The sequence below is a fragment of the Cryptosporangium minutisporangium genome, from assembly GCF_039536245.1.
In the GTDB taxonomy this organism is placed as follows: domain Bacteria; phylum Actinomycetota; class Actinomycetes; order Mycobacteriales; family Cryptosporangiaceae; genus Cryptosporangium; species Cryptosporangium minutisporangium.
Genome location: NZ_BAAAYN010000040.1, coordinates 1 through 22,781 on the forward strand (window position 1 = coordinate 1; position 22,781 = coordinate 22,781).

20 protein-coding genes are annotated in these 22,781 nt (G+C 72.3%); 4 read left to right on the plus strand and 16 right to left on the minus strand.

What is annotated here, in order from left to right:
- Nucleotides 1–13 precede the first annotated feature (13 nt).
- From ABEB28_RS28030 to ABEB28_RS28075, 10 genes are all read right to left on the minus strand, one after another.
- Complete coding sequence (locus ABEB28_RS28030) at nucleotides 14–1,000, minus strand: AraC-like ligand-binding domain-containing protein (RefSeq protein ID WP_345731229.1); 987 nt, start codon at nucleotides 998–1,000, stop codon at nucleotides 14–16.
- Complete coding sequence (fahA, locus tag ABEB28_RS28035; RefSeq protein ID WP_345731230.1) at nucleotides 997–2,187, minus strand: fumarylacetoacetase; 1,191 nt, start codon at nucleotides 2,185–2,187, stop codon at nucleotides 997–999. The genes ABEB28_RS28030 and fahA overlap by 4 nt, the downstream gene beginning before the upstream one ends.
- Nucleotides 2,184–3,035: a hypothetical protein gene (locus ABEB28_RS28040; RefSeq protein ID WP_345731231.1), complete on the minus strand. Its 852-nt coding sequence runs from the start codon at nucleotides 3,033–3,035 to the stop codon at nucleotides 2,184–2,186. The genes fahA and ABEB28_RS28040 overlap by 4 nt, the downstream gene beginning before the upstream one ends.
- On the minus strand, nucleotides 3,032–4,219 hold the full coding sequence (locus ABEB28_RS28045; RefSeq protein WP_345731232.1) for a homogentisate 1,2-dioxygenase: 1,188 nt from the start codon (nucleotides 4,217–4,219) through the stop codon (nucleotides 3,032–3,034). The genes ABEB28_RS28040 and ABEB28_RS28045 overlap by 4 nt, the downstream gene beginning before the upstream one ends.
- Nucleotides 4,216–5,784: an FAD-dependent monooxygenase gene (locus ABEB28_RS28050; protein WP_345731233.1), complete on the minus strand. Its 1,569-nt coding sequence runs from the start codon at nucleotides 5,782–5,784 to the stop codon at nucleotides 4,216–4,218. The genes ABEB28_RS28045 and ABEB28_RS28050 overlap by 4 nt, the downstream gene beginning before the upstream one ends.
- A complete protein-coding gene (locus ABEB28_RS28055) occupies nucleotides 5,781–6,743 on the minus strand; it encodes an MBL fold metallo-hydrolase (protein ID WP_345731234.1) in 963 nt (320 codons plus the stop codon). Before ABEB28_RS28055 ends, ABEB28_RS28050 begins: the two co-directional genes overlap by 4 nt.
- Before the next feature lie 132 nt (nucleotides 6,744–6,875).
- Nucleotides 6,876–7,412 carry a hypothetical protein gene (locus ABEB28_RS28060; protein ID WP_345731235.1) on the minus strand — a complete coding sequence of 179 codons (537 nt, stop codon included), beginning with the start codon at nucleotides 7,410–7,412 and terminating at the stop codon, nucleotides 6,876–6,878.
- A 48-nt stretch (nucleotides 7,413–7,460) separates the two neighbouring features.
- Complete coding sequence (locus tag ABEB28_RS28065) at nucleotides 7,461–9,026, minus strand: serine hydrolase domain-containing protein (protein WP_345731236.1); 1,566 nt, start codon at nucleotides 9,024–9,026, stop codon at nucleotides 7,461–7,463.
- Nucleotides 9,027–9,052: 26 nt separating this feature from the next.
- Complete coding sequence (locus tag ABEB28_RS28070) at nucleotides 9,053–9,343, minus strand: hypothetical protein (protein ID WP_345731237.1); 291 nt, start codon at nucleotides 9,341–9,343, stop codon at nucleotides 9,053–9,055.
- Entirely contained in the window at nucleotides 9,340–9,684 is a 345-nt protein-coding gene (locus tag ABEB28_RS28075) for an ArsR/SmtB family transcription factor (protein WP_345731238.1), read from the minus strand. The genes ABEB28_RS28070 and ABEB28_RS28075 overlap by 4 nt, the downstream gene beginning before the upstream one ends.
- Nucleotides 9,685–9,777: 93 nt before the next feature.
- Between ABEB28_RS28075 and ABEB28_RS28080 the strand changes: the two genes are divergently transcribed.
- The gene (locus ABEB28_RS28080) at nucleotides 9,778–9,933 is read left to right on the plus strand and encodes a hypothetical protein (protein ID WP_345731358.1); all 156 of its coding nucleotides are present in this window, start codon (nucleotides 9,778–9,780) and stop codon (nucleotides 9,931–9,933) included.
- A 774-nt stretch (nucleotides 9,934–10,707) separates the two neighbouring features.
- On the opposite strand, the gene ABEB28_RS28085 is transcribed toward ABEB28_RS28080, so the two are convergent.
- Nucleotides 10,708–11,841: an acyl-CoA dehydrogenase family protein gene (locus ABEB28_RS28085; RefSeq protein WP_345731239.1), complete on the minus strand. Its 1,134-nt coding sequence runs from the start codon at nucleotides 11,839–11,841 to the stop codon at nucleotides 10,708–10,710.
- A gap of 81 nt (nucleotides 11,842–11,922) precedes the next feature.
- Here ABEB28_RS28085 and ABEB28_RS28090 point away from each other — a divergent pair, with 81 nt between their 5' ends.
- Complete coding sequence (locus ABEB28_RS28090) at nucleotides 11,923–13,461, plus strand: aldehyde dehydrogenase family protein (RefSeq protein WP_345731240.1); 1,539 nt, start codon at nucleotides 11,923–11,925, stop codon at nucleotides 13,459–13,461.
- Nucleotide 13,462: 1 nt separating this feature from the next.
- Here the strand turns inward: ABEB28_RS28090 and ABEB28_RS28095 are convergent, their stop codons facing one another.
- Nucleotides 13,463–14,164 carry a GntR family transcriptional regulator gene (locus ABEB28_RS28095; protein ID WP_345731241.1) on the minus strand — a complete coding sequence of 234 codons (702 nt, stop codon included), beginning with the start codon at nucleotides 14,162–14,164 and terminating at the stop codon, nucleotides 13,463–13,465.
- Between the two features lie 76 nt (nucleotides 14,165–14,240).
- Between ABEB28_RS28095 and ABEB28_RS28100 the strand changes: the two genes are divergently transcribed.
- Entirely contained in the window at nucleotides 14,241–15,155 is a 915-nt protein-coding gene (locus ABEB28_RS28100) for an oxygenase MpaB family protein (RefSeq protein WP_345731351.1), read from the plus strand.
- A gap of 115 nt (nucleotides 15,156–15,270) precedes the next feature.
- Here ABEB28_RS28100 and ABEB28_RS28105 read toward each other — a convergent pair whose 3' ends face one another.
- The 3 genes from ABEB28_RS28105 to ABEB28_RS28115 all read right to left on the minus strand — a co-directional run bounded on the left by ABEB28_RS28105 (nucleotide 15,271) and on the right by ABEB28_RS28115 (nucleotide 19,538).
- Nucleotides 15,271–17,097, minus strand: coding sequence for an AMP-dependent synthetase/ligase (locus tag ABEB28_RS28105; protein ID WP_345731242.1), 1,827 nt, complete (start codon nucleotides 17,095–17,097; stop codon nucleotides 15,271–15,273).
- A 184-nt stretch (nucleotides 17,098–17,281) separates the two neighbouring features.
- Nucleotides 17,282–18,646 (minus strand): TetR/AcrR family transcriptional regulator, encoded by a 1,365-nt coding sequence (locus ABEB28_RS28110; RefSeq protein WP_345731243.1) that lies wholly within the window; start codon nucleotides 18,644–18,646, stop codon nucleotides 17,282–17,284.
- 58 nt (nucleotides 18,647–18,704) lie between these two features.
- Nucleotides 18,705–19,538, minus strand: coding sequence for an oxygenase MpaB family protein (locus ABEB28_RS28115; protein ID WP_376981726.1), 834 nt, complete (start codon nucleotides 19,536–19,538; stop codon nucleotides 18,705–18,707).
- A 54-nt stretch (nucleotides 19,539–19,592) separates the two neighbouring features.
- On the opposite strand from ABEB28_RS28115, the gene ABEB28_RS28120 reads away from it, so the two are divergent.
- A complete protein-coding gene (locus tag ABEB28_RS28120; RefSeq protein ID WP_345731245.1) occupies nucleotides 19,593–20,240 on the plus strand; it encodes a TetR/AcrR family transcriptional regulator in 648 nt (215 codons plus the stop codon).
- 49 nt (nucleotides 20,241–20,289) lie between these two features.
- Here the strand turns inward: ABEB28_RS28120 and ABEB28_RS28125 are convergent, their stop codons facing one another.
- Complete coding sequence (locus ABEB28_RS28125; RefSeq protein ID WP_345731246.1) at nucleotides 20,290–22,776, minus strand: ATP-binding protein; 2,487 nt, start codon at nucleotides 22,774–22,776, stop codon at nucleotides 20,290–20,292.
- Nucleotides 22,777–22,781 lie beyond the last annotated feature (5 nt).

Sequence of the window (22,781 nt, forward strand, 5' to 3'; positions counted from 1 at the left end):
GCGACCCGCGTGCTCAGCCCGCGGCGCGGCGTAGCTCGGCCGGTGACTCGCCGAACGCGGCCCGGAACTGGCGGGCCAGGTGCGTGACGTCGAGCAACCCCCAGCGGGCCGCGATCGCCGCCGTGCTGCGCCCGGCCAGCGCCGAGTCGAGCAGGTCCCGGCGGATGCGCTCGAGACGCTGGCGGCGGATCCACGCCGCCGCGGTGAACCCCTCCTGCGCGCACGCCTTGTGGACCTGCCGCACCGAGACCGCGAGCGATGCCGCGATCGACTCCACGCAGAGCCCCGGGTCGCCGAGGTTCGCCAGCGCGTGCGCGCGGATGCGGTCGGCGAGCGTGACGCGGTGCGGACCGGCGGCGGGGGAGAGCCCGGCGTAGACCGCGAGCATCATCGACGTCAGGGCGTCGGCCAGGTGCAGCGCGGCCAGCTGCGTGGTGCCGGGGTCGGCGTCGGAGCAGCGGGTGAGCTCCTCGACCAGCAGTGCCAGCGCCCGTCCCGGTCCGGACTCCGCGGGAACCGGGATCGCGGTCCGCTCGCTGATCGGACGGGCGTGCGGCCAGAGGCGGTCCCGCGGCACGGCGACGATCACCGCGTCCCAGGCTCCGTCGGACGCGCTCTCACTGAACAGCTGATACGGACGGGTGGTCTCGTACGCGACGAGATGCCCCGCCGGGACGACGCACCGCCGCCCGTCCTGCTCCAGGCGGCTGGTGCCGCGCCGCTGCCAGGCCAGCTTCACGAACTCCGGATCGGTGGAGGTGAGGAGCCGGCCGGTGCGGGTGACCGCGGTCGGCGTCGTGCGCAACTGCGCGACGAGCAGGCCGTCGGCGCGGACGCTGCGCAGCGCGCCGGAGAACCGGGCTCCGCCGGTCGGGCGGATCTGCACCGGAGCGCAGGTGAGCGAGATCGCCTCCTCGAAGCGCGCCAGCGAGGTCTTCTCGACCGGCGGCCGATGACCCCGCTCGACCTCGGAGAAGGCCGGAGAGCGAAAGGAGTTCATCGCACCGGCTCGATTCTTCCGGTCACCTCGCCGAGGCTCAGCCGGGTGCCGTCCGGGCCGGGAGCGGTGGCGCTGATCGTCACGACGTCTCCGTCCTCGAGGAACGTGCGGGTAGTGCCGTCCGGGAGAGCCAAGGGCTCGGCGCCGTTCTCCGACAGCTCGATCAGCGAGCCCCGCTGATTCCGCTCGGGACCGCTGACCGTCCCGGAGGCGAACAGGTCACCGGTTCGCAGGCTCGCGCCGTTCACGGTGAGGTGGGCGAGCTGCTGGGCGGGCGTCCAGTAGAGCGGAGCGAACGGAGGGTTACTCACGATCGCGCCGTTCAGTCTCACCTCCAACTGGAGGTTGAGGCTCCACCGCTCCTTCCGGTCGTCCAGGTACGGCAGTAGCTCCTCGTCGCGCAGCGGCGGGTCCGTTCGAGCGGCCTCCAGCGCGGCGAGCGGCACCACCCACGGCGACACCGATGTGAGGAACGACTTGCCGAGGAACGGCCCGAGCGGCACGTACTCCCAGGCCTGCAGGTCGCGCGCGGACCAGTCGTTGACCAGGCAGACGCCGAAGACGTGCTCGGTGAAGGCGCCGACCGGCACCGGCTCGCCGAGGCGCGACGGGACGCCGACCACGAAGCCCACCTCGGCCTCGATGTCCAGCCGCCGGGACGGGCCGAACGTCGGCACCTCGTCCGCCGGTGCCTTGCGCTGGCCGGACGGCCGGACCACCGGGGTACCGGACAGCTGCACGGTGCCCGCCCGGCCGTGGTACCCGATCGGGAGGTGCTTCCAGTTCGGCGTCAGCGGCGGCGAGCCGGGGCGGAACATCCGGCCGAGGTTCTCCGCGTGGTGCTGGGAACTGTAGAAGTCGACGTAGTCCGCGACGTCGATCGGCAGGTGCAGCGTTACGGCGTCCCGGGGTACCAGGTGGGGTTCGACGGTCGCCCGGTGCCAGGCGTCGGTGAACCACTCGGTCAGCCGAGCGCGTACGGCCGCCCAGGCGGCCGGGCCCTGCGCCAGGAACGCGTTGAGGGTTCCGGTCGCGTGGACCGGGTCGCCGGTGACCGCGGCCAGGTCCAGCACCGCGTCCCCGATCGCGACGCCGGTCCGCGGCGCAGCGCCCGGCGTCGAGAACACCCCGTAGGGCAGGTTGGAGACGCCGAACCCGGTGTCGGCCGACAGGTCCAGCCACGTCATGAGGGAATCCGATCGGAGAGGGACAGCAACCCGAGGGCGACCAGGTCGTCGACCGGCTCCTGCACGCTGCAGGTACCGAACGCGGTGAAGACGCCGCGGGCGCGGGCAGCGCGCTCCGGCGTCCAGGCCCGCACCGCCGCCGCGACACCGTGGCCGTCGCTCTCCCCGAGCAGCGCGGCGACGTCGTCGGCGGACGCACCGTCGACGAGCGCGGACACCGCCAGCAGCACGTTGAGGAAGCCGTGGTGCCGGAAGCCGGTCACCGGATCGGTGTGCCGGACGGCGTGGTGCAGGCCCGCCGTGCACTTCACCGCGACGCCCCGGGTGACACAGGCGCGCAGGGCCCCGGCGAGCTCCGCCGGCGAGGGGAACGCGTCGGCGCGGAGGCCGCCGGTGCGGAGCTTGGCGCGGTAGCGGGAGACGGCGAGCACGTCGAGGACGGCGCCGCGCCCCGCGCCCCGGGGGACCCCGACGCCCGCCGGGACGGCGTCCGGAAGCAGGTCGTCGAGGGCGGTGACCGCGCGCCGGACGTCGGCCGCAATCGGAACCTCGACGGCGGCGAGGGTGAAAGCCGGGTGCGCGAGCACCCGACCGACCGCGGACGGCAGGTCGCCCGGCGCCGCGATGACCGAGACGGCGAACGGCGCGTCGCCGGACACGTGCGCGGACAGCTCATCCAGCCGGGCCGCGGGCACGACGAACGGCCCGACCAGCGCCCCGAGGCGCGCGCGCAGTTCCCGGTGCGCGGGAACTGCGCGCGCCATCGGTGCGTCGCCGGGCGGGAAGAGGGCCGCGTCGTCGAAGAAGCCGTCGAACGGGCCGCGGCGGCTCGCGGTCGGTGCGGTCATGAGGCGGGACCTCGGCCCGACCAGGTCCAGGCGTAGCGTCCGTCGTCGGCGGCGAGGCCGGCTTCGCCGAGGTCGAGCGGGCGGAACGTGTCGACCATGACGGCGGTCTCGTCGAAGAAGTCGACGCCGAGCGAGCGTTCGACGGCGCCGGGCTGCGGGCCGTGCGCGTGCCCACCCGGATGCAACGAGATCGACCCGACGCCGATCCCCGAGCCCTTACGGGCCTCGTAGTCGCCGTCGACGTAGAACATGACCTCGTCGGAGTCGACGTTGGAGTGGTAGTAGGGCACCGGCACCGCGAGCGGGTGGTAGTCGACCTTGCGGGGCACGAAGTTGCAGATGACGAAGTTCGAGCCTTCGAAGACCTGATGGACCGGCGGTGGCTGGTGGATCCGTCCGGTGATCGGCTCGAAGTCGGCGAGGTTGAACGCGTACGGGTAGAGGCACCCGTCCCAGCCGACGACGTCGAACGGGTGCTCGGGCAGCACGTGGACCGTGCCGCCGCCGCGGTGCTTGACGTACACCTCGACGTCGGTGCCCTCGGCCAGCAGCGGTTCGGTCGGCCCACGCAGGTCGCGTTCGCAGTACGGGGCGTGCTCGAGGAACTGCCCGTACCGGGACAGGTAGCGCTTCGGTGGTGCGATGTGCGAGGACGCCTCGATCGCGTAGGTGCGGAGCGGTTCGTCGCCGGTCGGGAGCCAGCGATGGGTGGTGGTGCGGGGGAGGACGACGTAGTCGCCGGTGCCGACGGTCAGCGCTCCGAAGACCGTCTCGACGGTGGCCGAGCCCCGTTCGACGTAGACGCACTCGTCGCCGATCGCGTTGCGGTAGTAGGGCGAGGGCAGCCCGGAGACCGCGTAGGAGATCCGCACGTCGGCGTTCCCGAGCACGAGGCGCCGGCCGGTGACCGCGTCGACGTTCTTGTACTCCTCGCCCGGGAACAGGTCGTGCAGCCGCAGGTGCCGGGGCACCAGCGGGGCGTTCGGCGTCAGCGTCTGGTCGGGCAGCCCCCACGGCCGGGCGTCGACGATCGCGGACGGGATGCCGCGGTGGTAGAGCAGCGCGGAGTCGGAGGAGAAGCCCTCCTCGCCGACCAGCTCCTCGGAGTAGAGGCCTCCGTCGGGGCGGCGGTGCTGGGTGTGGCGCTTCGGCGGGATGCTGCCCACCTGCCGGTAGAAGGTCACGCGAAGGCCTCCTCGTAGGTGCGTCCGAGCACGCGGCGGAGTGCGGTGGTCAGCTCGGCTGCGGTGGTGACCACGGCGGCGACGTGGGCATCGGGACGCAGCAGCCAGATCTCGTCCGGCCGGGCCGCGAGGGCCTCCCGGAGCGTCGGTCCGGCGTCCAGCTCGTCGATCCGATGCACGGTGACCGGCGGCTCGACCGCGGGCACCGGCGCCGCGGAGCCGACCAGCACGGTGAGGCCCTCCCGGGCCAGCTGACGCAGGCGGGTGACGTCCGGCCGCCCGGCGACGGTGACCGGACAGTCCGGAACGAGGATCCCCGGTGCCGGCACCGGCACGTCCCCCCGAGCCGGGCGGCCGGGGAAGGGGCGGCGCGGATCCGGTGTGGTCAGCGGCGAGTCGACGTACCAGTACGGCTCGGCGAGCCGCCCCGAGTCGACCTGCGCCCTGGCCGCGGGATCGTCCGCCGCGCGCTCCAGGACGCGGCGACGGTGCTCCGCCTCGGCGGGCGACCCCGGTACCAGGAACCGCATCGTCGCGGACGTGACGTCGAGGTTTTCGCACGCGGCCGCGTGCCGCTCGTCGTGGTAGGACTCGAGCAGTTCCTCGGGCGCCCAGCCGCGCAGGACGAACGCGAGCTTCCAGGCGGCGTTCTCGGCGTCCAGCACCCCCGAGTTGAGGCCGCGGGCGCCGAACGGCGAGACCAGGTGGGCGCCGTCGCCGGCGACCAGGACCCGCCCGACCCGCATGCGGTCGACGACGCGGGAGTGGAACCGGTAGACCGATTTCCAGACGATCTCGTACGGGCGGTCGCCGAGCACTTGCCGGATCCGCCGGTCCAGGCCGCCGGAGGCCTCCTCGGCCGCCACGTCGAACTCCGGCGGAACCTGCCAGTCGATCCGGTAGGTCGAGTCCGGGCACGGATGGATCAGCACCTGCCGGCCGGGGTTCCACTCCGGGTCGAAGTAGAACCGGCGCTCGGTCTCCCAGCCGGGCAGGTCGGTGCGGATGTCGCAGATCAAGAACGAGTCGTCGAAGCTCGCACCGTCGAACGTCAGCCCGAGCAGCGTCCGGAGCACGTCACCGCGGCCACCCGGGCAGGCCACCGCGTAGGAGCCGTGCAGCCGGGTGCCGTCGGTGACGGTGACCGTGACGCCGCCCTCGTCCTGGGTCAACCCCACCACGCGGTGCCCCCAGCGGACGTCGATGAGCGGCTGCGCGGCGATCGCGGCGTCCAGCAGCTCCTCGGTCTCGCACTGGGAGACGTTGACGAACGGCGGGAACGGGGACTTGCCCCGGTCGGCGAAGCGGACGCTGAACAGCTCGCGGTCGCGGTGGAAGGTGCGGGCCGTCGTCCAGGTGACGCCGCGCCGCGCGATCTCCGCGCCGACGCCCACCGAGTCCCAGACGTCGAGCACGTCACGCTGCTGGCAGATCGCCTTGCTGCCGATCAGGTCGCGGTGCGGACGTCCGTCGAGCAGGACGACCGGTAGGCCCCAGCGCGCCAGGAGCAGCGCGGTGGTCTGTCCGACCGGCCCGTTGCCGAGCACCAGGATCGGATAGGTCACGACTGCAGCTCGTCCCAGACCTGACGGTCGCGCTCGGCCGTCCAGATGACGGGCCGTTCGATGCCGTTGAGCTCGTCCCAGAGACGCTGGACATCGAACGGAAGGCAGTGTTCGAAGATCGGCCAGGCGCCGTACTTCGGGGCCAGCGCGGCGTGCGTCGCGGCGAACGCGTCCTTCAGCGTGCCGCCGGAGCGGTGGGCGTCGCCGACCGTGCGCTGCATCGTGAGCAGGAAGTCGCGGGTCTGCTCGATCGCGGCGTCGACCTGGTCCCGGCCGCGGGCGATCGCGCCGCGCCCCCCGATCAACTGCTGCGCTCCCAAGGCCTTGATGCGGTCGAGGGTGTCCGCGGCCCAGTCGAAATGGAACGCGTCGCCGGTGTAGAGGGCGGCTTGGGATTCGACCAGGTCGCCGGCGAAGAGAATCCGCTGCTGCGGTAACCAGGCCACGATGTCGCCCTCGGTGTGGCCGCGGCCGAGGAATTCGAGGACGAGGTCGCCGCGGTCGCCGCCGAGGTCGATCGTGAGCTTGTCGCGGAACGTGAGCGTCGGCCAGGTCAGGCCCGGGATCGACTCCGGCTCCTCGAACAGCCGGGGCATGCGTCCGTACTCGCTCTCCCAGTCCTGCTGTCCGCGTTCGGCGATCAGGTGTTTGGTCTGTTCGGAGCTGACGACGACCTCGGCGTCGAACGCGCTGGCGCCGAGCACGCGGACCGCGTGGTAGTGGGAGAGCACCAGGTAGCGAACCGGCTTGTCGGTGTGTTCGCGCAGCTTGGCCAGCCAGCGGCGGGCCGCGACCGGCGTCGCGAGCGCTTCGAAACAGACCAGGAAGTCCTCGCCCTCGATCGCGCCGAGGTTCGGGTCGCCCTTGGCCGTCAGCGCGTAGACGCCGTCGGCGAGCACCTCCAGGGTCTGTTCCTTGACGCCGAGGTCGGCGGAGGACGCGAAGGGCTTCGTCGCCATGGACAGGTCTCCCCATCGGTGCGGTGTTCGATAATCGAGCAGCATGCTCGCTTATAGATTCGGACGATACGAGCCGTGCAGGGGGCGGACAAGAGGCGTGCACGAACTGGCGACCGCGCGGGGCCGTCGTCCTCAGTCAGCGGGCTCGGTCAAAACCGGATAGTGCGTCTCGTACACGCGGCACAGCTGACGCACGGTCCGGGCGACGAACAGCACCAACACGACCATGAGCACGGCCGGAACGAGCATCAGCCCCAGCACGATCGCGCTCGTCCCGGCGGCCACGCCGATCAGCACGACGACGAGCGCGATCGCGGCGAGGACTGCCACCACGACGAAACAGCCGATCCGTACAGCGCGGTAGACGCGGTACGCCCGGGTCACCGCCCGCCGTGACACGGTGCCGCGGTGATCGAGGCTGCGGACCACCGAACCGCCCGCCCACACCAGGACGACGATCGCAACCTGCGTGTAGCCGCTGCCGACGACGAACGGCAGCGCGACCGGCTCTCCGTCGAGCACCTGGCTGAGGCCGCCGATCGTGAAGAACGACGACAGCGTCAGGAAACCGATCAGCAGCAGGAGGACGGCGCACCCGGAGGCCCGCATCCCGTCCGGATTGTGCGCGGGCAGCCGTGCGGCCTCCGGTCGCTCGGCGGCGTCGGCCATGCCCGGCAGTCTGCCGTGCGACCGACGCCGACGGCGGCGTTTCGGCTTTCAGGCCGACGCGGATCCCCGGCCGCTCAGCGAGCTCCGAGCGGCCAGGAGGGCGTGCGCGCCGATCCCCAGCCGGATCAGCGCGAGCGCGGCGGCCAAAGCGGTCACGGCGAGGATGGCGTGGCCGATGTCGGGCGCCCACAGCTGCACCTTGGCGAGTCCGGCCCCCCACAGTGCGGGTACCGCCCAGGCGGCGCTCGCCGCGGCGACGGCACACCCGCCGATCCACGCGGTGGTGGCGGCGACGGTCCGGCGGCGGGAGCGCATCGGACGGGGCGCGCCGCGCCGGCGCCGTGCCCGTGCGAGGAAAATCAGTGACCACAGCAGCAACGCGAGCAGGATCGCCGCGACGGTCAGCAGCCCGACGAGCACCCAGGTGAAGGTCGGATCGGAGACGGCGGCCGCGGGGCTGCCGCCGTGCAGGATCCGCGCGACGTTGAACGCCCCGGCATTGAGCGGTTCGTCCATCGGGAGCCCATAGATGTTCGCCAGGACGATCACGGCCAGATCGGACTCTGGCACGAGCACGACGTGGCTGAAGTAGTTCGGGGTCGCTCCGGAGTGCCAGACGATGCGGGTGCCCAGGCCCTCCAGCGTGCTGTTCTTCCACCCGAACGCGTAGCTGCCGTGCCCGGTGTCCGCCGTACCGGTGTGCATCTGCTGGACGCCGTCGGCGTCGAGGACGCGTGCGTCCCGGTAGCGGCCGTCGTTGAGCTGGGCGATCGCGTAGTGGGACAGGTCGTCGAGGCTGGCGGCGAGGAAGCCGTAGGGCACTCCGGCGGTGTCGAACGGGGCGGCGTGACGCTGCGGGCGCCCCAGGTAGTACCGATGACCGGCCGGGACACCCACGGCTCGGGCCTCGTCCGCGGTGGCCGCGGCGTTCGCCATGGACAGCGGGTTCAACACGTGGCGGCGCAGATAGGCGCCGAAGGTGTCGCCGGTGACCTCCTCGACGATGGCACCGAGGATCATGTAGTTGGCGTCGCTGTACTCGTACGCCCTCCCGGCCGTGGTGGTGGGGCGCACGGTGGCAAGGTCGCGGACGGATCGGGCCAGCCCGCCGGGGCTGTTGTCGTACCGGTCGGTGAGCGTCGTGCTCGAGACGCTCGGTAAGCCACTGGTGTGGGTGAGGAGCTGCCGGACGGTGACCCTGCCTGCGGTGTCCTCGTCGGCCAGCCGGAGCCACGGCAGGTAGGTGCGCGCCGCGGCGTCGAGATCGACCCGACCGGCTCGGACGAGTTGCATCACCGCCAGCGCGGTGAACGATTTGCTGGTCGACCCGAGCGCGAACGGCGTCTGCACGGTCATCGGCCGGCCGTCGCCGTCGACGCCCCAGGCGCCTCGCCGCAGCACCTGATCGCCGCGCACGATCGCGTACGCCACCCCGGGCGCTTTGGTTCGGGCCATGTAGCTGCGCAGATAAGCCTCGCTGGTCGTCAGCTGATCGGTCGAGGCCGACGCCGGGCGCATCGGACCGGCCGCGGCCGGCCCGGCGGCCAGGGCCACCAGCAGGCAAACCGCCAGTACGGCCAGCCGCCGCACCCGCACTCGCGTTGTGTCAGTCACCGCTGTCTCCTCGTCGAGTGTGGATCTCAGCCGATCTGGCTCAGCAGCTTCTCCAGCGCGGCCAGGCGCTGCCGGACCTCGCCGAGCTCGTCCCGGACCGCTTTCAGCTCCTCCGCGGCGGCCTGGGTGCCGTCGGCGCTGCGCTCGGCTAACGTCCGGTAGCTCTCCTCCCGGGTCGCGTCGTAGCGGGCGCGGTAGATGCTCCGCGCGATCAGACCCAGCCCGACGAAGCCGGCGACGGCGATCACCGCGACGACGATCACCGCGACCGAGATGGTGGAGATCTGCGCCATGTCCGACGCCACCTGGTGTGTCATTCCTTCTTCTCCCGTTCTGACGCCGGTGGCGAGCCGGTCAGGCTCTGCGCGGCCAGCGCGATCGCGTCCAGGTTCAAGGCCAGGGCGAACGGCACGGCCTCGACGTACTTCACCGAGCTGCCGTCGCTCGCCGTCACCAGCTCGCCGGTCACCAGGCCGGCCGCCTCCAACTTCTGCAGGTGCATGTAGAGCAGTGGCCGGTTCATCTGCAGCCGCCGCGCCAACTCGCTGACGTAGGTACGTCCCGGTTTCAGAGCGGCGAGGATCCGCAGCCGGTGAGGGCTGGCCAGGGCCGCCAGCACCGACACCAGCGCGTCGCCGGTCGGCGGCTCACCGCTCATCGAGAACGTCCTCCTCTGCGCCGGGGGCGTCAGAGTTTACTGACACCCCCATGTCAGAGAAGTCTGACGGGGGTGTGATCGTGCTGTCAACCGGTGACGCTGACCGAACGCCGATCCGGCGGGGTCGAGGACGCCGGCGCACTGCGGCCGGAGCAGGTCAGCTTCGGCAATCTGAACAACATCCGGGAGGCGATCGCGATCGCTGCGGAGCGCCGCACGATTGCCGGCCTGCCCGCGTTCCGCGGCTGACGCTGCGCTCGCCGCGGTGCGGAGGAGTGGGTCGAGGCGCTGACCGCGGCCGGGATGGCGGCCGCGCCGATCAACGACATCGCGGGCGTGTTCGCGCTGGGTTTGGCACCCGCGGTGCCGGTGCCACGGGTGCCCGCCGAGACGACATCGGCGCTGGGCCCGGACGCTGGCTCGCGCGCTGTCGGCGGGATGGTTGTCGCCGTCTCCGGGTGCCGCCGAAATGATGGTTGCGCTTCNGACAACCACTGTGGGCGTCGTCCGGCGAGTGCGACAACCACTGTGGGCGTCGTCCGGCGAGTGCGACAACCACTGTGGGCGTCGTCCGGCGAGTGCGACAACCACTGTGGGCGTCGTCCGGCGAGTGCGACAACCACTGTGGGCGTCGTCCGGCGAGTGCGACAACCACCCGACGCTCCGCGTTGGAAAAGTGCGCCAACCATCCAGCGGTGCCGTCCGATGACCACCTCTGGTGAGCTGTCGGCCACCCCAGCTGCCACGACCGCTCGACGATGGGGGCGAGAGGTCGTTTCCCGAAGGTCCGTCGTACCGGGCGCCGGGAGTCGTGGTCTTCCCGACGGCCCCTGCCGGCAGGGGCGGTCGGTGACCGCCGCCGTTGGGCTCCGGGTGAGGTGGTTCCCGAAATCCGCGGGACTGGCGTCGGGAGAGGTGGCCTTCCCGAGAACCTCGCCCCGTCGGGCGTGGTGTCGCCGAATCTTGTCCCGTCGGGCGTCGCGAGACGTGGTGTTGCCGAAACGGGCTCGCGGCGCCCGCGTGTTACAGGCCGTACGTCTTGCCGATGATGTCGCGTTGGATCTCGGACGTGCCGCCGTACACCGTCGAGATCACCGACGCCCGCAAGATGCGCTCCATCTCGTACTCGGTGGCGTACCCGTAGCCGCCCATCATCTGCATGCCTTCCAGCGCCATCGTCTTGGCGAACTCGGTGGCCTTGAGCTTGGCCATCGACGCCTCGCGCGGGAACAGCGTGCCGGGGTTGGCGTCGACCAGCTCGGCGGTCTGGTACACCAGCAGCCGGACGCAGGTCAGCTCGGTGGCCAGGTCGGCGAGCCGGTGCCGGAGAGCCTGGAACGTCCCGATCGGACGGCCGAACTGGGTGCGCTGCTGGACGTACACCAGCGTGTCGTCGAAGGCGCGCTGCGCGGTGCCGAGCATCAACGCGGCGAGCACCAGCCGCTCGAAGTTGAGGCCCGCCATCAGCTGGCGCCAGCCCTTGCCGACCTCGCCGACCACCGCGGACGCGGGTAGCACGCAGTCGGTGAAGTACAGGTCGTTGACGTCCCGCCCGCCCATCGTGTCGATGCCGCGAATCGTCAGTCCGGGGGTGCCGGTCGGCACGTTGAACATCGTCAGGCCGTCGTGGCCGGACCCGGACGTCCGCGCGACCAGCAGGATGTGGTCGGCGATGTGGGCGTTCGAGCACCACGTCTTCTGCCCGTTCACCACCCACTCGTCGCCGCGCTGCTCGGCCCGGCAGGTCAGCGCCGCGACGTCGGAGCCGGCGCCCGGCTCGGACATGGAGATCGCCTCGACCGCGCCGTTCGCGATGCCGCCGAGGATCGCCTTCTTCTGCTCCTCCGAGCCGAACCGTTCGTACGCCCCGGCGACGATGATCGAGGTGGCGAACCCGCCGATCGGCGCGAGGGCCTTCGACGTCTCCTCCAGGAAGAGACAGAGGTCGACCGCGCCGCCGCCGGCGCCACCGTAGGCCTCGGGCAGCCCGGCGCCGAGATAGCCCAGGTCGGCCAGCTTGCGGTAGAGCTCGACGCTGTGCCGCTCCCCGTCCGCCACCAGCGCGTCGCGTTGTTCCCGGGTGCCGGCTTCGCGGCGGCAGAAGTCGGCGACCGCGGCGGCGAAAGCGCGCTGCTCGTCGGTGAGGTCAGGGGTCACGGCGTCCTCCGCAGGGGTTGTCCTCGTTGACCGCAATGTAAAATACCAAATATATTCTGCGCCAGTCGGAAGGAGACTTCCATGGCGCCTTCACGCCCCGACCTCGATGACACAGGCCTCGACGACCCAGACCCTGTTCCCGACCGCTTCGCAACTCCGACGACCCTCAGTCGGCGCAGCCCCGCCACCGGCGAGATCGTCGGCGAGTACCCGATCGCCGGGGAGACGGAGGTCGGCGCCGCGGTCGAGCGAGCCCGTACCGCCGCGACCTGGTGGGCCGCGCTGCCTGCCGACCGGCGGCGGACCCACTTGCTGGCCTGGAAACGCGGGCTCGCTCGCGGCGCCGACGACCTGGCCGCGCTGATCCGAGCGGAGACCGGCAAACCGCTCACCGACGCCGGTCTGGAGGTCATGCTCGCCGTCGAGCACCTCGACTGGGCCGCGCGCAACGCCCACCGGGTGCTGCGCCCGCGCACCGTGCGCAGCGGCGTGCTCGCGGCGAACCAGCGGGGGGTGCTCGGGTACCGGCCGCTCGGCGTCGTCGGGGTCATCGGCCCGTGGAACTACCCGGTCTACACGCCGCTCGGCTCGGTGTCCTACGCGCTGGCCGCCGGGAACGCGGTGGTGTTCAAGCCGAGCGAGTACACGCCCGGCGTCGCGCAGTGGCTCGCCGAGCGCTTCGTGGCGGCGGTCGGGGAGCCGGTGCTGCAAGTGGTCACCGGCGACGGCGGGACGGGCGCCGCGCTCTGCCGGGCCGGCGTCGACAAGATCGCGTTCACCGGGTCGACGGCCACGGCCAAGACGGTGATGGCCGCGTGCGCCGAGACGCTGACGCCACTCGTCGTCGAGGCCGGCGGTAAGGACGCGATGATCGTCGCCGCCGACGCGGACGTGGACGCCGCGGCCGCGGCGGCCGTCTTCGGTGGCATGGGCAACGCCGGGCAGACCTGCGCCGGCGTCGAGCGGGTCTACGTCGAGCGTCCGGTCTACTCGGCGTTCGTCGACGCGGTGCGGGCGCGGGCGGAGGCGCTCCGGCCCGGTGCCGGGGACGAGGCGGACTACGGGCCGCTGACCATGCCCCGGCAGGCCGACGTGATCGCCGGGCACGTGGCCGACGCGCTCGCCCGGGGTGGTCGGCCGGTGGTCGGCGGCGCCGACGCGGTCCGCCCGCCGTACGTCGACCCGGTCGTGCTGACCGACGTCCCGGAGGACAGCAGCGCGGTCACCGAGGAGACGTTCGGGCCGGTGCTGGTCATCAACCCGGTCGACGACCTGGACGACGCCGTGCGCCGGGCCAACGCGAGCACGCTGGGGCTGGCCGGCTCGGTGTTCACGAAGGACACCCGGCGCGGCGCCGCGATCGCGGCTCGGCTCCGGACGGGGGCGGCGTCGGTCAACTCGGTGCTCGGGTTCGCAGCGATCCCGGCGTTGCCGTTCGGAGGGGTCGGCGACTCCGGGTTCGGCCGGATCCACGGTGCCGACGGTCTGCGGGAGTTCAGCCGGGCCGGTGCGCTCACCGTCCAGCGGTTCCCGGCACCGCTCGACCTGATGCGGTTCGACCGGTCGCCGCGCGCGGTGGCGATGGCGTGGCGGGTGTTCCGGTTACGGCATGCCCGCTGAGCTAACTCTCCGACCAGGCGTCGCGCGCGTCGAGGTGGGCGAGCAGGCGCTCGGCGCCGTCGGTGAAGTGCCGCGCCATCACCGCGGTCGCCTGCTCGCCGTCCCGGGCCTCCAGGGCGGCGAGCAGGTCGTCGTGCGCCGTGAGCATCGACGCCCGCCACCCGGCGTCCGCCGAGTAGAACCGCACCGGCGTGTAGCGGAGTGCGGTGTGCAGGAACCAGGACAGCTTGCGTGCCGCCGCGATCCGGTTGACCGCGCGGTGGAAGTCGAACTCCCGCTCCTCGATCTCGGCGGGTGTGGCGGTATCGACGGCGTCGCGCAGGCCCTGCTGCTTCTCCCGCAGGTCGTCCAGCTCGGCCGGGGTGATCCGGGCGGCCGCGCGAACGGCCAGCTCGCCCGCGATGTGCGCCTGGAGCCGGAAGACGTCGTCGACGTCCTGCCGGGACAGTGGTGCGACCCGGTAGCCGCGGCGCGGCTCGAGCTCCACCATGTCCTCGCCGCGCAGCGTCAGCAGCGCTTCCCGGACGGGCGTGATGCTCACCCCGAGTGTCGCCGCGACGTCTTCCAGCCGGATGAACGTGCCCGGGCGGAGTTCCCCGGACATGATCTGGTCGCGCAGGTACGCTACCACCTCGTCCGAGAGCTGCGGACGACGCAGCCGGCTCGTCCGTCCGACCGGGACGCCGTTCGTGCGGTGGGCCATCTGGTTCCTCTCCCGCGGACGCCCCGAGATCGCGAAGATATCAAATATAGGAGAGGACGGTGAGCACGTGGCTTCCGTGTCCCGACGGTCGCGCTGGCTGCGCCAGATCGAGGCGCTCGACCCCGTACACGACCACACCGAGATCTACCGCATCTCGGCCGGGTACGAATTTCCGTGGGACTACCAGCGCGCGCTGGAACTCGCGCTGTTCCGTACCTACTGCGTCCCGACGATCTCGGCGTTACTGGAGGCGACCGGCGAGTTCCGGGACCGTCCGCAGAAACGCTACGACGACACCGCGCTGCTGATGGCGGAACTGGCCGAGCACGGCTACGACTCGCCGCGCGGCAAGGAGGCGCTCCGGGTGATCAACCGGGCGCACGGGCAGTACGTGATCAGCAACGACGACATGCGCTACGTGCTCTCGACGTTCGTCTACGAGCCGATCGAGTGGATCAGCACGTTCGGCTGGCGCCCGCTCAGTACCCACGAGCAGCAGGCCGCGTTCCACTTCTACCGCGCGGTCGGCGTCCGGATGGGGATCCGGGAGATCCCGGCCGGCTTCGACGAGTTCTGGGCGTTCAAGCGGGAGTACGAGGCGGCGACGTTCCGCTTCTCCGCGACCAACCAGCGGGTCGGGACGTACACGCTCGACCTGCTGAAGAGCTGGTACCCGAAGCCGCTGTCCGGAGCGGTCGACGTCGCGATCCGTGGCTTGCTCGACGAACCGATGCTGACCGCGTTCGGATTCCGGCCGGCGCCGCCCTGGATCGGAACCACCGCACGGGGTGCGCTGCGGACCCGCGCCGCCGTCGTCCGCCTGCTGCCACCACGTCGCCGCAGCAAGCTCGCGCAGGCCGGCCGCAACCCCACCTACCCCGGCTACCCGGCCGGTTACCGCCCGTCCGATCTCGGCGCGGGTCCGCCGCCCCCCGACCTCGACCCCGGCTTCCTCACCCGGCCGCGCTCGTCGTCGGCCCAGGAGTACTGACGCCGTCCCGATCACCGCGTGACCGGCCCAGAAGGGCCGGTCACGCCGCCACCGCCGGACCGGGCCAGCGGGACGGCGAACCGTCCCGCTGACCCGGTCCAGGGTGGACGAGTGGTCAGCGGTACAAGTCCTCGATCGCGTCCGCGTACCGGTCGCTGATCGTGCGGCGCTTGAGCTTGAGCGTCGGTGTCAGTTCGCCCGACTCCGGGCTGAGTGCGGCCGGGAGAACCTGGAACTTCTTGACCTGCTCCGGCCGGGCCAGCCGCTCGTTCGCGGCGTCGACCGCCGCTTGTACCTCGGCGAGCACGGCCGGGTGCTCGGCCAGCGACTTCGGGTCGGACGCGTCGATGCCGTGCGCGGCCGCCCAGGCCGGTGCCGCTTCCTCGTCCAGGCTGACCAGCGCCGTGACGTACGGCCGCCGATCGCCGACCGCCACCGCGTAGCCGATCAGCGGGTGCGTGCGGAGCAGGTTCTCGATCTGCGCCGGTGCGACGTTCTTGCCGCTGGCGGTGATCAGCAGCTCCTTCTTGCGGTCGGTGATCGTGAGGAAGCCGTCCTCGTCGAGCGTGCCGATGTCCCCGGTGGCCAGCCAGCCGTCCGGGTCCGTGATCGGCGCGACCGCGCCATCCGGCTGCAGGTAGCCCTGGCAGATCAGCGGTCCCCGGACCAGGATCTCGCCGTCGTCGGCGAGCGTGAGCTCCATGCCGACGTTCGGGACACCGACCGTGCCGAGCTTGAACCGATCCGGGGTGTTGATGGTGGCCGTGCCGGTGGTCTCGGTCATGCCCCAGACCTCGAACACGTCGACGCCGATGCCGGCGAGGAACGTCAGCACGTCCACCGGGATCGGGGCCGCACCGCTGCCGGCGTAGGTCACGTTGTCCAGCCCCAGCTTCGCGCGGATCGGCTTGAGGATCATCGCGTCCATCGAGGCCAGCTGTGCGGCCGTCTCCGCCGGAATCGGCTGTCCGGCCTCCCGCAGGCGATAACACTCGAGTGCGAGCGCGCTCGCGCCGGCCACCGCGTCCCGGACGGCCGGCTCGGCCGCACCGAGGAACGCCTGCAGCGCGGCGACCATCTTCTCCCAGACCCGCGGTACCCCGAAGAACGTGGCCGGCCGCACGGCGAGCAGCGCGGCGACCGCCTGCGCGGTGTCGCTGACGATGTGGACGTGCCCGGCCCGGTACACCGGGATGTAGATGCCGAGCACGCGCTCGGCGATGTGCGCGAGCGGCAGGTAGGCGACGGTCGGCGCGTGCGCCGGCGTCTCCAGCAGCAGCTCGAGCGCGACGGCCTGGTGCAGGACGTTGCGGTGGCTCAGCACGACGCCCTTCGGGTCGCCGGTCGTCCCGGAGGTGTAGAGCAGCGTCACCGGGTGGTCGGGGGTGAGGTGCTGCCAGGGCTCCTCGAACGCGGACGGGTCGTGTGCGAACCGGTCGGCGCCGGCGGCCTCCACGGTCGCGAGGTCGGTGAGGCGGGCGTCGTCGAGGGCGACGCCGGTGGCGTCGATCAGCACGATCGCGCGGACGTCCGGCAGCTCGCCGAGCACCGGCGACCAGCGGCCGAGCTGCTCGGCGTTCTCCACGACGAGCACCGTCGCCTTGCTGTGTTCGGCGAGGTAGTGCAGCTGCGGGGTACTCAGCGTCGCGTAGGCGCTGCACGGCACCGCACCGAGGTGGACGGCGGCGAGGTCGACCAGCCAGTGCTCGATCCGGCTGGACGCCGAGATCAGCATCCGGTCGCCGGAGCGTAAGCCGAGGTCGGCCAGGCCGAGGCTGACCGCGGCGACCCGACGGCGGAGATCACCCCAGGTGAGGGTCGAGCTGTCGTCGCCCAGCATCGTCAGCGCGGGGTGGTCGGGGAACTCGCGGGCGTTCGAGGAGAGCAAGCGCGGAATCGTCAGCTCGGCGGTGGCCGCCGCGCATTCGTCGGCGAGGGACATGGGGTCTCCCTTCACCGGCCACGTCGGCCGGCGCTGGCCTGAGTGGAACGGGCTGGCAGAACTGTAAACCACCGTTAACTTATTCGGGAGACGAACGCCGGTAAGCCTGCCCGGAAAGCAGAAAAGCCCGCGCTCGGGCCGCAAGCGACGGTTAACTTCCCGGGTGAGGAGGGATCGGACGCGCTCAGGCGCGCCGCATCGGCTCCAGCGCGAGCGCGGTGACCACCGGACGGAACGCGTCCGGCGGCGCCGGGTCGGTCGAGCCACCGAGATCGGTGACGACGTTGAGCGCCGCGTGCACCAGGACGCGGGCCTCCGACGGACTGAGCTCCGGCCGGACGCCGATCAGCAGCCGCACCCACTCGTCGACCTGCAGGCGCTGGATCTTGCGGAGCTCGTGCCGGTCGCGCTCGGGCAGGTTGTTGTTCTCGGCGAGGTAGACCGCCACCAGATCGCGCTGGCTGAACGTCAGGTCGACGAAACTCTCGACGAGGCCCCGGAGGGCGTCCTGGTCGGAGGCTGCGGAGCCCAGCGATGCCGTGGTGCTGGCGGACAGCTGGTCGGCGGCCCGATGGTAGGCGGCGGCCAGCAGGTCGGCCTTGCTCGGGAAGTAGCGGTAGAGGCTCGACGCGTGCAGCCCGGCGGCCCGCCCGATGTCCTCCATCCCGACGGCGTGGTAGCCGTGCAGGTGGAACAGCCGGATCGCGGTGGCGAGCACGGCCTCGCGCCGGTTGTTCCCGTCGGCCTGGCCCGCCGCCGGGTCGGCAGGCCCCGCGAGCGGCTCGACCGGTACGGTCGGCCGAACCGAGGACAGGGACGACGGCACCGGCACGTCCGTGGTGAGCAGTGCCCACCCCGCCCGGCGCAGCAGATCCGCCGCGCGGGACCGGGAGATCGGCGCGCGATGGGTGGCGAGGCTGGCGAGCGCGCTGAAGGCCGCCCGGGTGAACAGCCGCGCTACCGGCGCAGACAGCTCGGGTCGCAGAGCGGTCACCAGCTGGGCCACCCGGCCGACCAGCGCGCCCAGCTCGTTCCGGAACTCGGCGCGGTGCGCGGCGTCGAGGTACCGGTTCTCCCACTGGTACAGCCCGCCGACCCGGCGCTGATCGACGCTGAGCGTGGCCAGTGCGTCGAGGACCGAGTCGAGCTGCGTCCGCGGATCGTCGCTGTCGGCCAGTGCCCGGTCGACCGTGGTCCGCACGGTGTCCGACAGTTCCCGGGTCGCATGCACGAGCATCGCGTACTTGTTCGGGAAGTGCCGATAGATCGCCGGGCCGGTGATCCCCACCGCGCCGGCGATCTCGTCCACCCCGACGCCGTGGTAGCCGCGTGCGCAGAACAATTCGGCCGCCGCCAGAGCGATCTGGGCCTTCCGGTTCTTCGGACGCTTGGTTGGCGTCGGCAGGGCCGCGTCCGTGTCGTCCTCCGGTGGTCGCGCTGGTCGGTGCGGCCGGTGCAGACGGGCGCACCTCCTCGGCGCGCACGACCGGCCGCACTGAAAGTACCCGGCGGCGATCGGCTCCGGCGAGCGACCGGGCAGGCCCGTCACCGACGGCGTGGTCCGGGGGCTCGTCCGCGCACGCTCGTCCGGTGGCTTCGGTGCCGCATCAAACGAGCGCCCGGCCGCGCCGGATCCGGCGCCGGACGTCCCAGAGCAGGTAGTTGTACGGGAACTCGCGCACCATCGCGGGCTGCCACTTCGACAGCGTCCCGACCGTGCGCATCAGCCGGTCGAAGCGCCGCTGGCGGCGCTCGTCCCAGGGCAGCCTCATCTGCTCGCGGAACTCCGGCGGGAGGAAGCCCGTCGTCACGAACGTGTTGTACCGGCCGAACAGCGCACGGAACGGGCGCGGCAGGTAGGTGAACTGCGTGACGGCTAAGAGGTGCTCGCGGACCGTGTCGTCGATGTGGACCTCGGCCAGCTCGGCGTCCCAGTAGCGCTGGAAGGCCTCCCGGTCGGGTGGCCACATCGACTCCTGGACCTGCAGCGTCGTGCCGAGCGCGTGCGACCGGCGGTAGATCTCCTCGGCCTCGTCCGGCTCCAGCGTGTAGCCGAGCGCGGCGTAGACGTCCTCGAAGCCCCGGTACAGGCACGCGGCCACCCACAGCTGCAGGCGCGGGTCCATCGCGTGGTAGCGGACCGGACTGTCCGGGGTGGAGCGCACCTGCCGGTGGGCGACGTTGACCGCGGCGCGGTAGGCCGCCTTGTCCTCCGGAGAGCCGAGCATCGCGACGGCGAGGTACGACAGCGTGGTGCGAGTGCGCTTGACCGGGTGGTCGAAGAGTCGTCCGCTCTCCACCCGGCTCTCGACGACGCCGTAGCCGACGCCGGGCCGGGCGAGCTGCATGATCACGTTCGCTCCCGCGGCCATCAGCCCGGCCCCGTGCACGATCCGCCGCAGGCTGCCCTCGGTGGACGTCATCGATCCTCCTCGACCCATTATCTGACAACGGCCGTTCTCAAATATCGTGACAGTCGTGTCAAGATGGGGGCCATGGACAGCGGGACGCTGCGGACGTACGGCGGCATCGCGGGGGCGGATCGGGCCGCCGAACGCCGGGTGCAGCTGCTGGAAGCCGGGCTCGACCTGCTCGGAGCGCCGGAGGGGCAAGGCGAGGTCACGGTCCGGGGAGTGTGCCGGCGAGCCGGGCTCACCGCACGGTATTTCTACGAGAGCTTCGCCGACCGGGACGCGCTGACCGTCGCCGTCTACGACTCGGTCGTCGCCGAGCTCGGCGCAGAGGTGCTCGCCGCGGTCGAGGCGACGCCGCACGCAGCGCCGGCCCGGACCCGCGCCGGCCTCGCGGTCCTGGTGCGCAGCATCGCCGAGGACCCTCGCCGAGGGCGGCTGCTGTTCTCCCGGTCGCTGGGCGTCAGCCCGGTGGTGGCGGCGCGGCGGGCTGAGTCGACGCGCTGGTTCGTCGACCTGCTCGCGTCCCAGGTGCGTGCGTTCTACCGGATCGAGCGCTCGCCGCGGGTGGACGTCGCGGCGGAGCTGCTGGTGGGCGGAGTGGCGCAGATCCTCACGTCGTGGCTCGACGGTGCCCTCGATCTGAGCGCGGACGAGCTGGTCGAGCACTGCGCCGAGTTGTTCCTGGCGGTGGCCGGCGAACGGCCGGCCCGCGGTTCCGCCGACGCGTGACCGCGGGACGTCCGGGCGCGGGACGTCCGGGCGCGGTGGCGGAGCGGCGTCACCCGTCGCGGACGGGGAGCTCGACGGTGACGACGAGGCCCGGAGCGTTGTCGGTCGCGGTGATCCGTCCGCCGTGCCGCTCGACGATCGCCCGGGTGACGACCAGGCCGAGCCCCGATCCGGGCACCTCGCCGTGCTGGACCGCCGCCGACCGGAAGAACTGTTGGAACAGCTGCGCCTGCTCGTGGGCGGGCAGCCCGGTACCGGTGTCGGCGACGGTGAGCACCGCCGTCGCGTCCCGGTCGGTGAGCCGCACGGTGACCGAGCCGCCGTCCCGGTTGTACTTCACGGCGTTGGAGAGCAGGTTGTCGAGCACCTGCCGGAGCCGCTCTTCGTCGCCGTGCAGCGGCAGCGCTTCCGGGACCTCGGTGGTCAGCGTCAGCCCGGCCCGGTCGGCGGCGGGTGCGACCGCCGCGGCGCGGTCGCGGACCAGCGCGGCGAGGTCGAGGTCGGTGGGCTCCAGCGCGGTGTGGCCCGACTCCAGTCCGGCCAGGTCCAGCAGGTCGTCGATGATCGCCATCAGGCTCTCGGTGTTGCGCTGGATCACCGCGAGCAACTGCGGGCCGTCGGCCGCCCAGGCCTCCGGGGCGTCCGCCAGCAGCTGGACGTAGGTGGCGATCGAGGTCAGCGGTGTCCGCAGCTCGTGGCCGACCAGCGCGAGGTACTCGTCCTTGGTTCGGGCCAGCTCGAGCGCGAGCTCCTCGGTGCGGCGGCGTTCCAGGTACTGACCGAGGTAGGCGGCGATACCGGCGAGGTGGGCGACGACCGCGTCCCGGTCCGGATCGCACACGTCGGTGTAGAGGGCCAGAGCCCCGACGACGTGGCCGGCCGGACCGGTGGCGCCTACCGGGACAGCCAGCCCGGTGCGGAGCCGGGGGTCCGGGACACGGAGTCCGGGAATCTCGGTCTCGGCGCTCAGGTCGTCGACCCAGACCGGTGCCGCGGCGGCCCCTGCAGCGCCCGGAAGGTCCTCGCCGGGACCCACTGGCGCGGGGGGTGGGAGCTGCGATGCGTCCGGGTCGTCGCCGACCCACGACGCGGTCGGGCGCAGCACCTCACCCACCGGGTCGGCGAGCCACAGCTCGGCCCGCCGCCACCCGAGCGCCGACCCGACGGCCTCGACGACCCGCGGTGCGACCGCCTCGATCGTGGGCGCGGCCAGCAGCGCGCGGTGGACGGCCAGGTCGCAGGCGTCGAGCCGGTTGGCCCGGCGCTGCGCGGTGACGTCGTGCAGCACGACGACGGCGCCGAGTCGCGCGCCGCCCAGCTGCATGGGTTCGGCGTTGACCATCAGGTGTCGCGCCGGTTGCCCGGGTACCCGGAGGTCGATCGCCACGTCGCGGACGTGGTGCCCGGCGCACGCGCGGACGGACGGGTACTCGGCCGGGCGGAGCCGGGTACCGTCCGGGTGCCAGAGCAGGTCGCGGCTGATCCGGCTCGGGAGGCTCTCGGGCAGCGGAGCCGCCTCCGGCCCGCCGAACATCCGCTGGAACGCGGCGTTGGCGAACAGGCTCCGCCCGTGCAGGTCGGTCGCGTACACGGGGGTGTCCATGCTGTCCAGCAGCGCCCGGAGGAGGCTCTTCTGCCTGCTGGCGTCCGCCTCGGCGATGACCTGGTCGGAGAGGTCGAGCAGCATGACGCAGAGGACCGGACCGAGGCGTCCGGGGACGACGGAGAGCGTCGCGTCGACCGGACGCTGGTCACCGGAGCGCATCGTCGCCCAGAGCATCCGATGTTCTCCCGCCAGGTGCTCGCCGGCGGACGCCCGCCGCACGGTCTCCTGGAACCACGGTGCTATCTCGGGGAACAGCACCTCGCACAGCGGCCGGCCCAGCACCTCCTCGACGGTCCAGCCGAAGAGCGTCCGGGCCGCCGCGTTCCACGCCAGCACCGCACCGTCGGCGTCGACCGCCACGAACGCCTCGGCGAGGGCGTCCAGCAGGTGCGGTGCGTCCAGCATCCCGGCGGTCAGCTCCGCACCGACCGCGGCCACCCCCGGCAGGAGGCTGACCGTCTCGGCGACCCCGGTCAGGGCCGCGACCTGCTCCGGCGTCCAGTCGCGGCGCTGCGGGGAGACCGCGCAGACCGCGCCGACCACTTGGTCGCGGTAACCACGCAGCGGCACGCCCAGGTAGGCACCGATCGACAGGTCGGTCACCGCGGCCGCGTCCCGCGAGCGGGGATCGGTCGACGTATCGCCGATGACGACCGAGGCGGAGGTCGCGACGACGTTCCGGCAGAGCGAGTCGGCGACCGCGATCCGAGGGCTATGGACTAGGTCGTCGGCCATGCCGTGCACCCCGACGAAGTCGTCCCACTCGTCGCCGACCAGCGAGACCAGCCCGCCCGGGGCGGCGGTGACCTGCGCGGCGAGGCGGGCGACCGCATCCATCGCCAGCGGACCGCCGGCCAGCGTCGGCGCGGCGCGCCGGACCGCGTCGAGGCGGTCGGGTGCCACCTCCTGCGCGCTGTGAGCCACGACCATGCCGT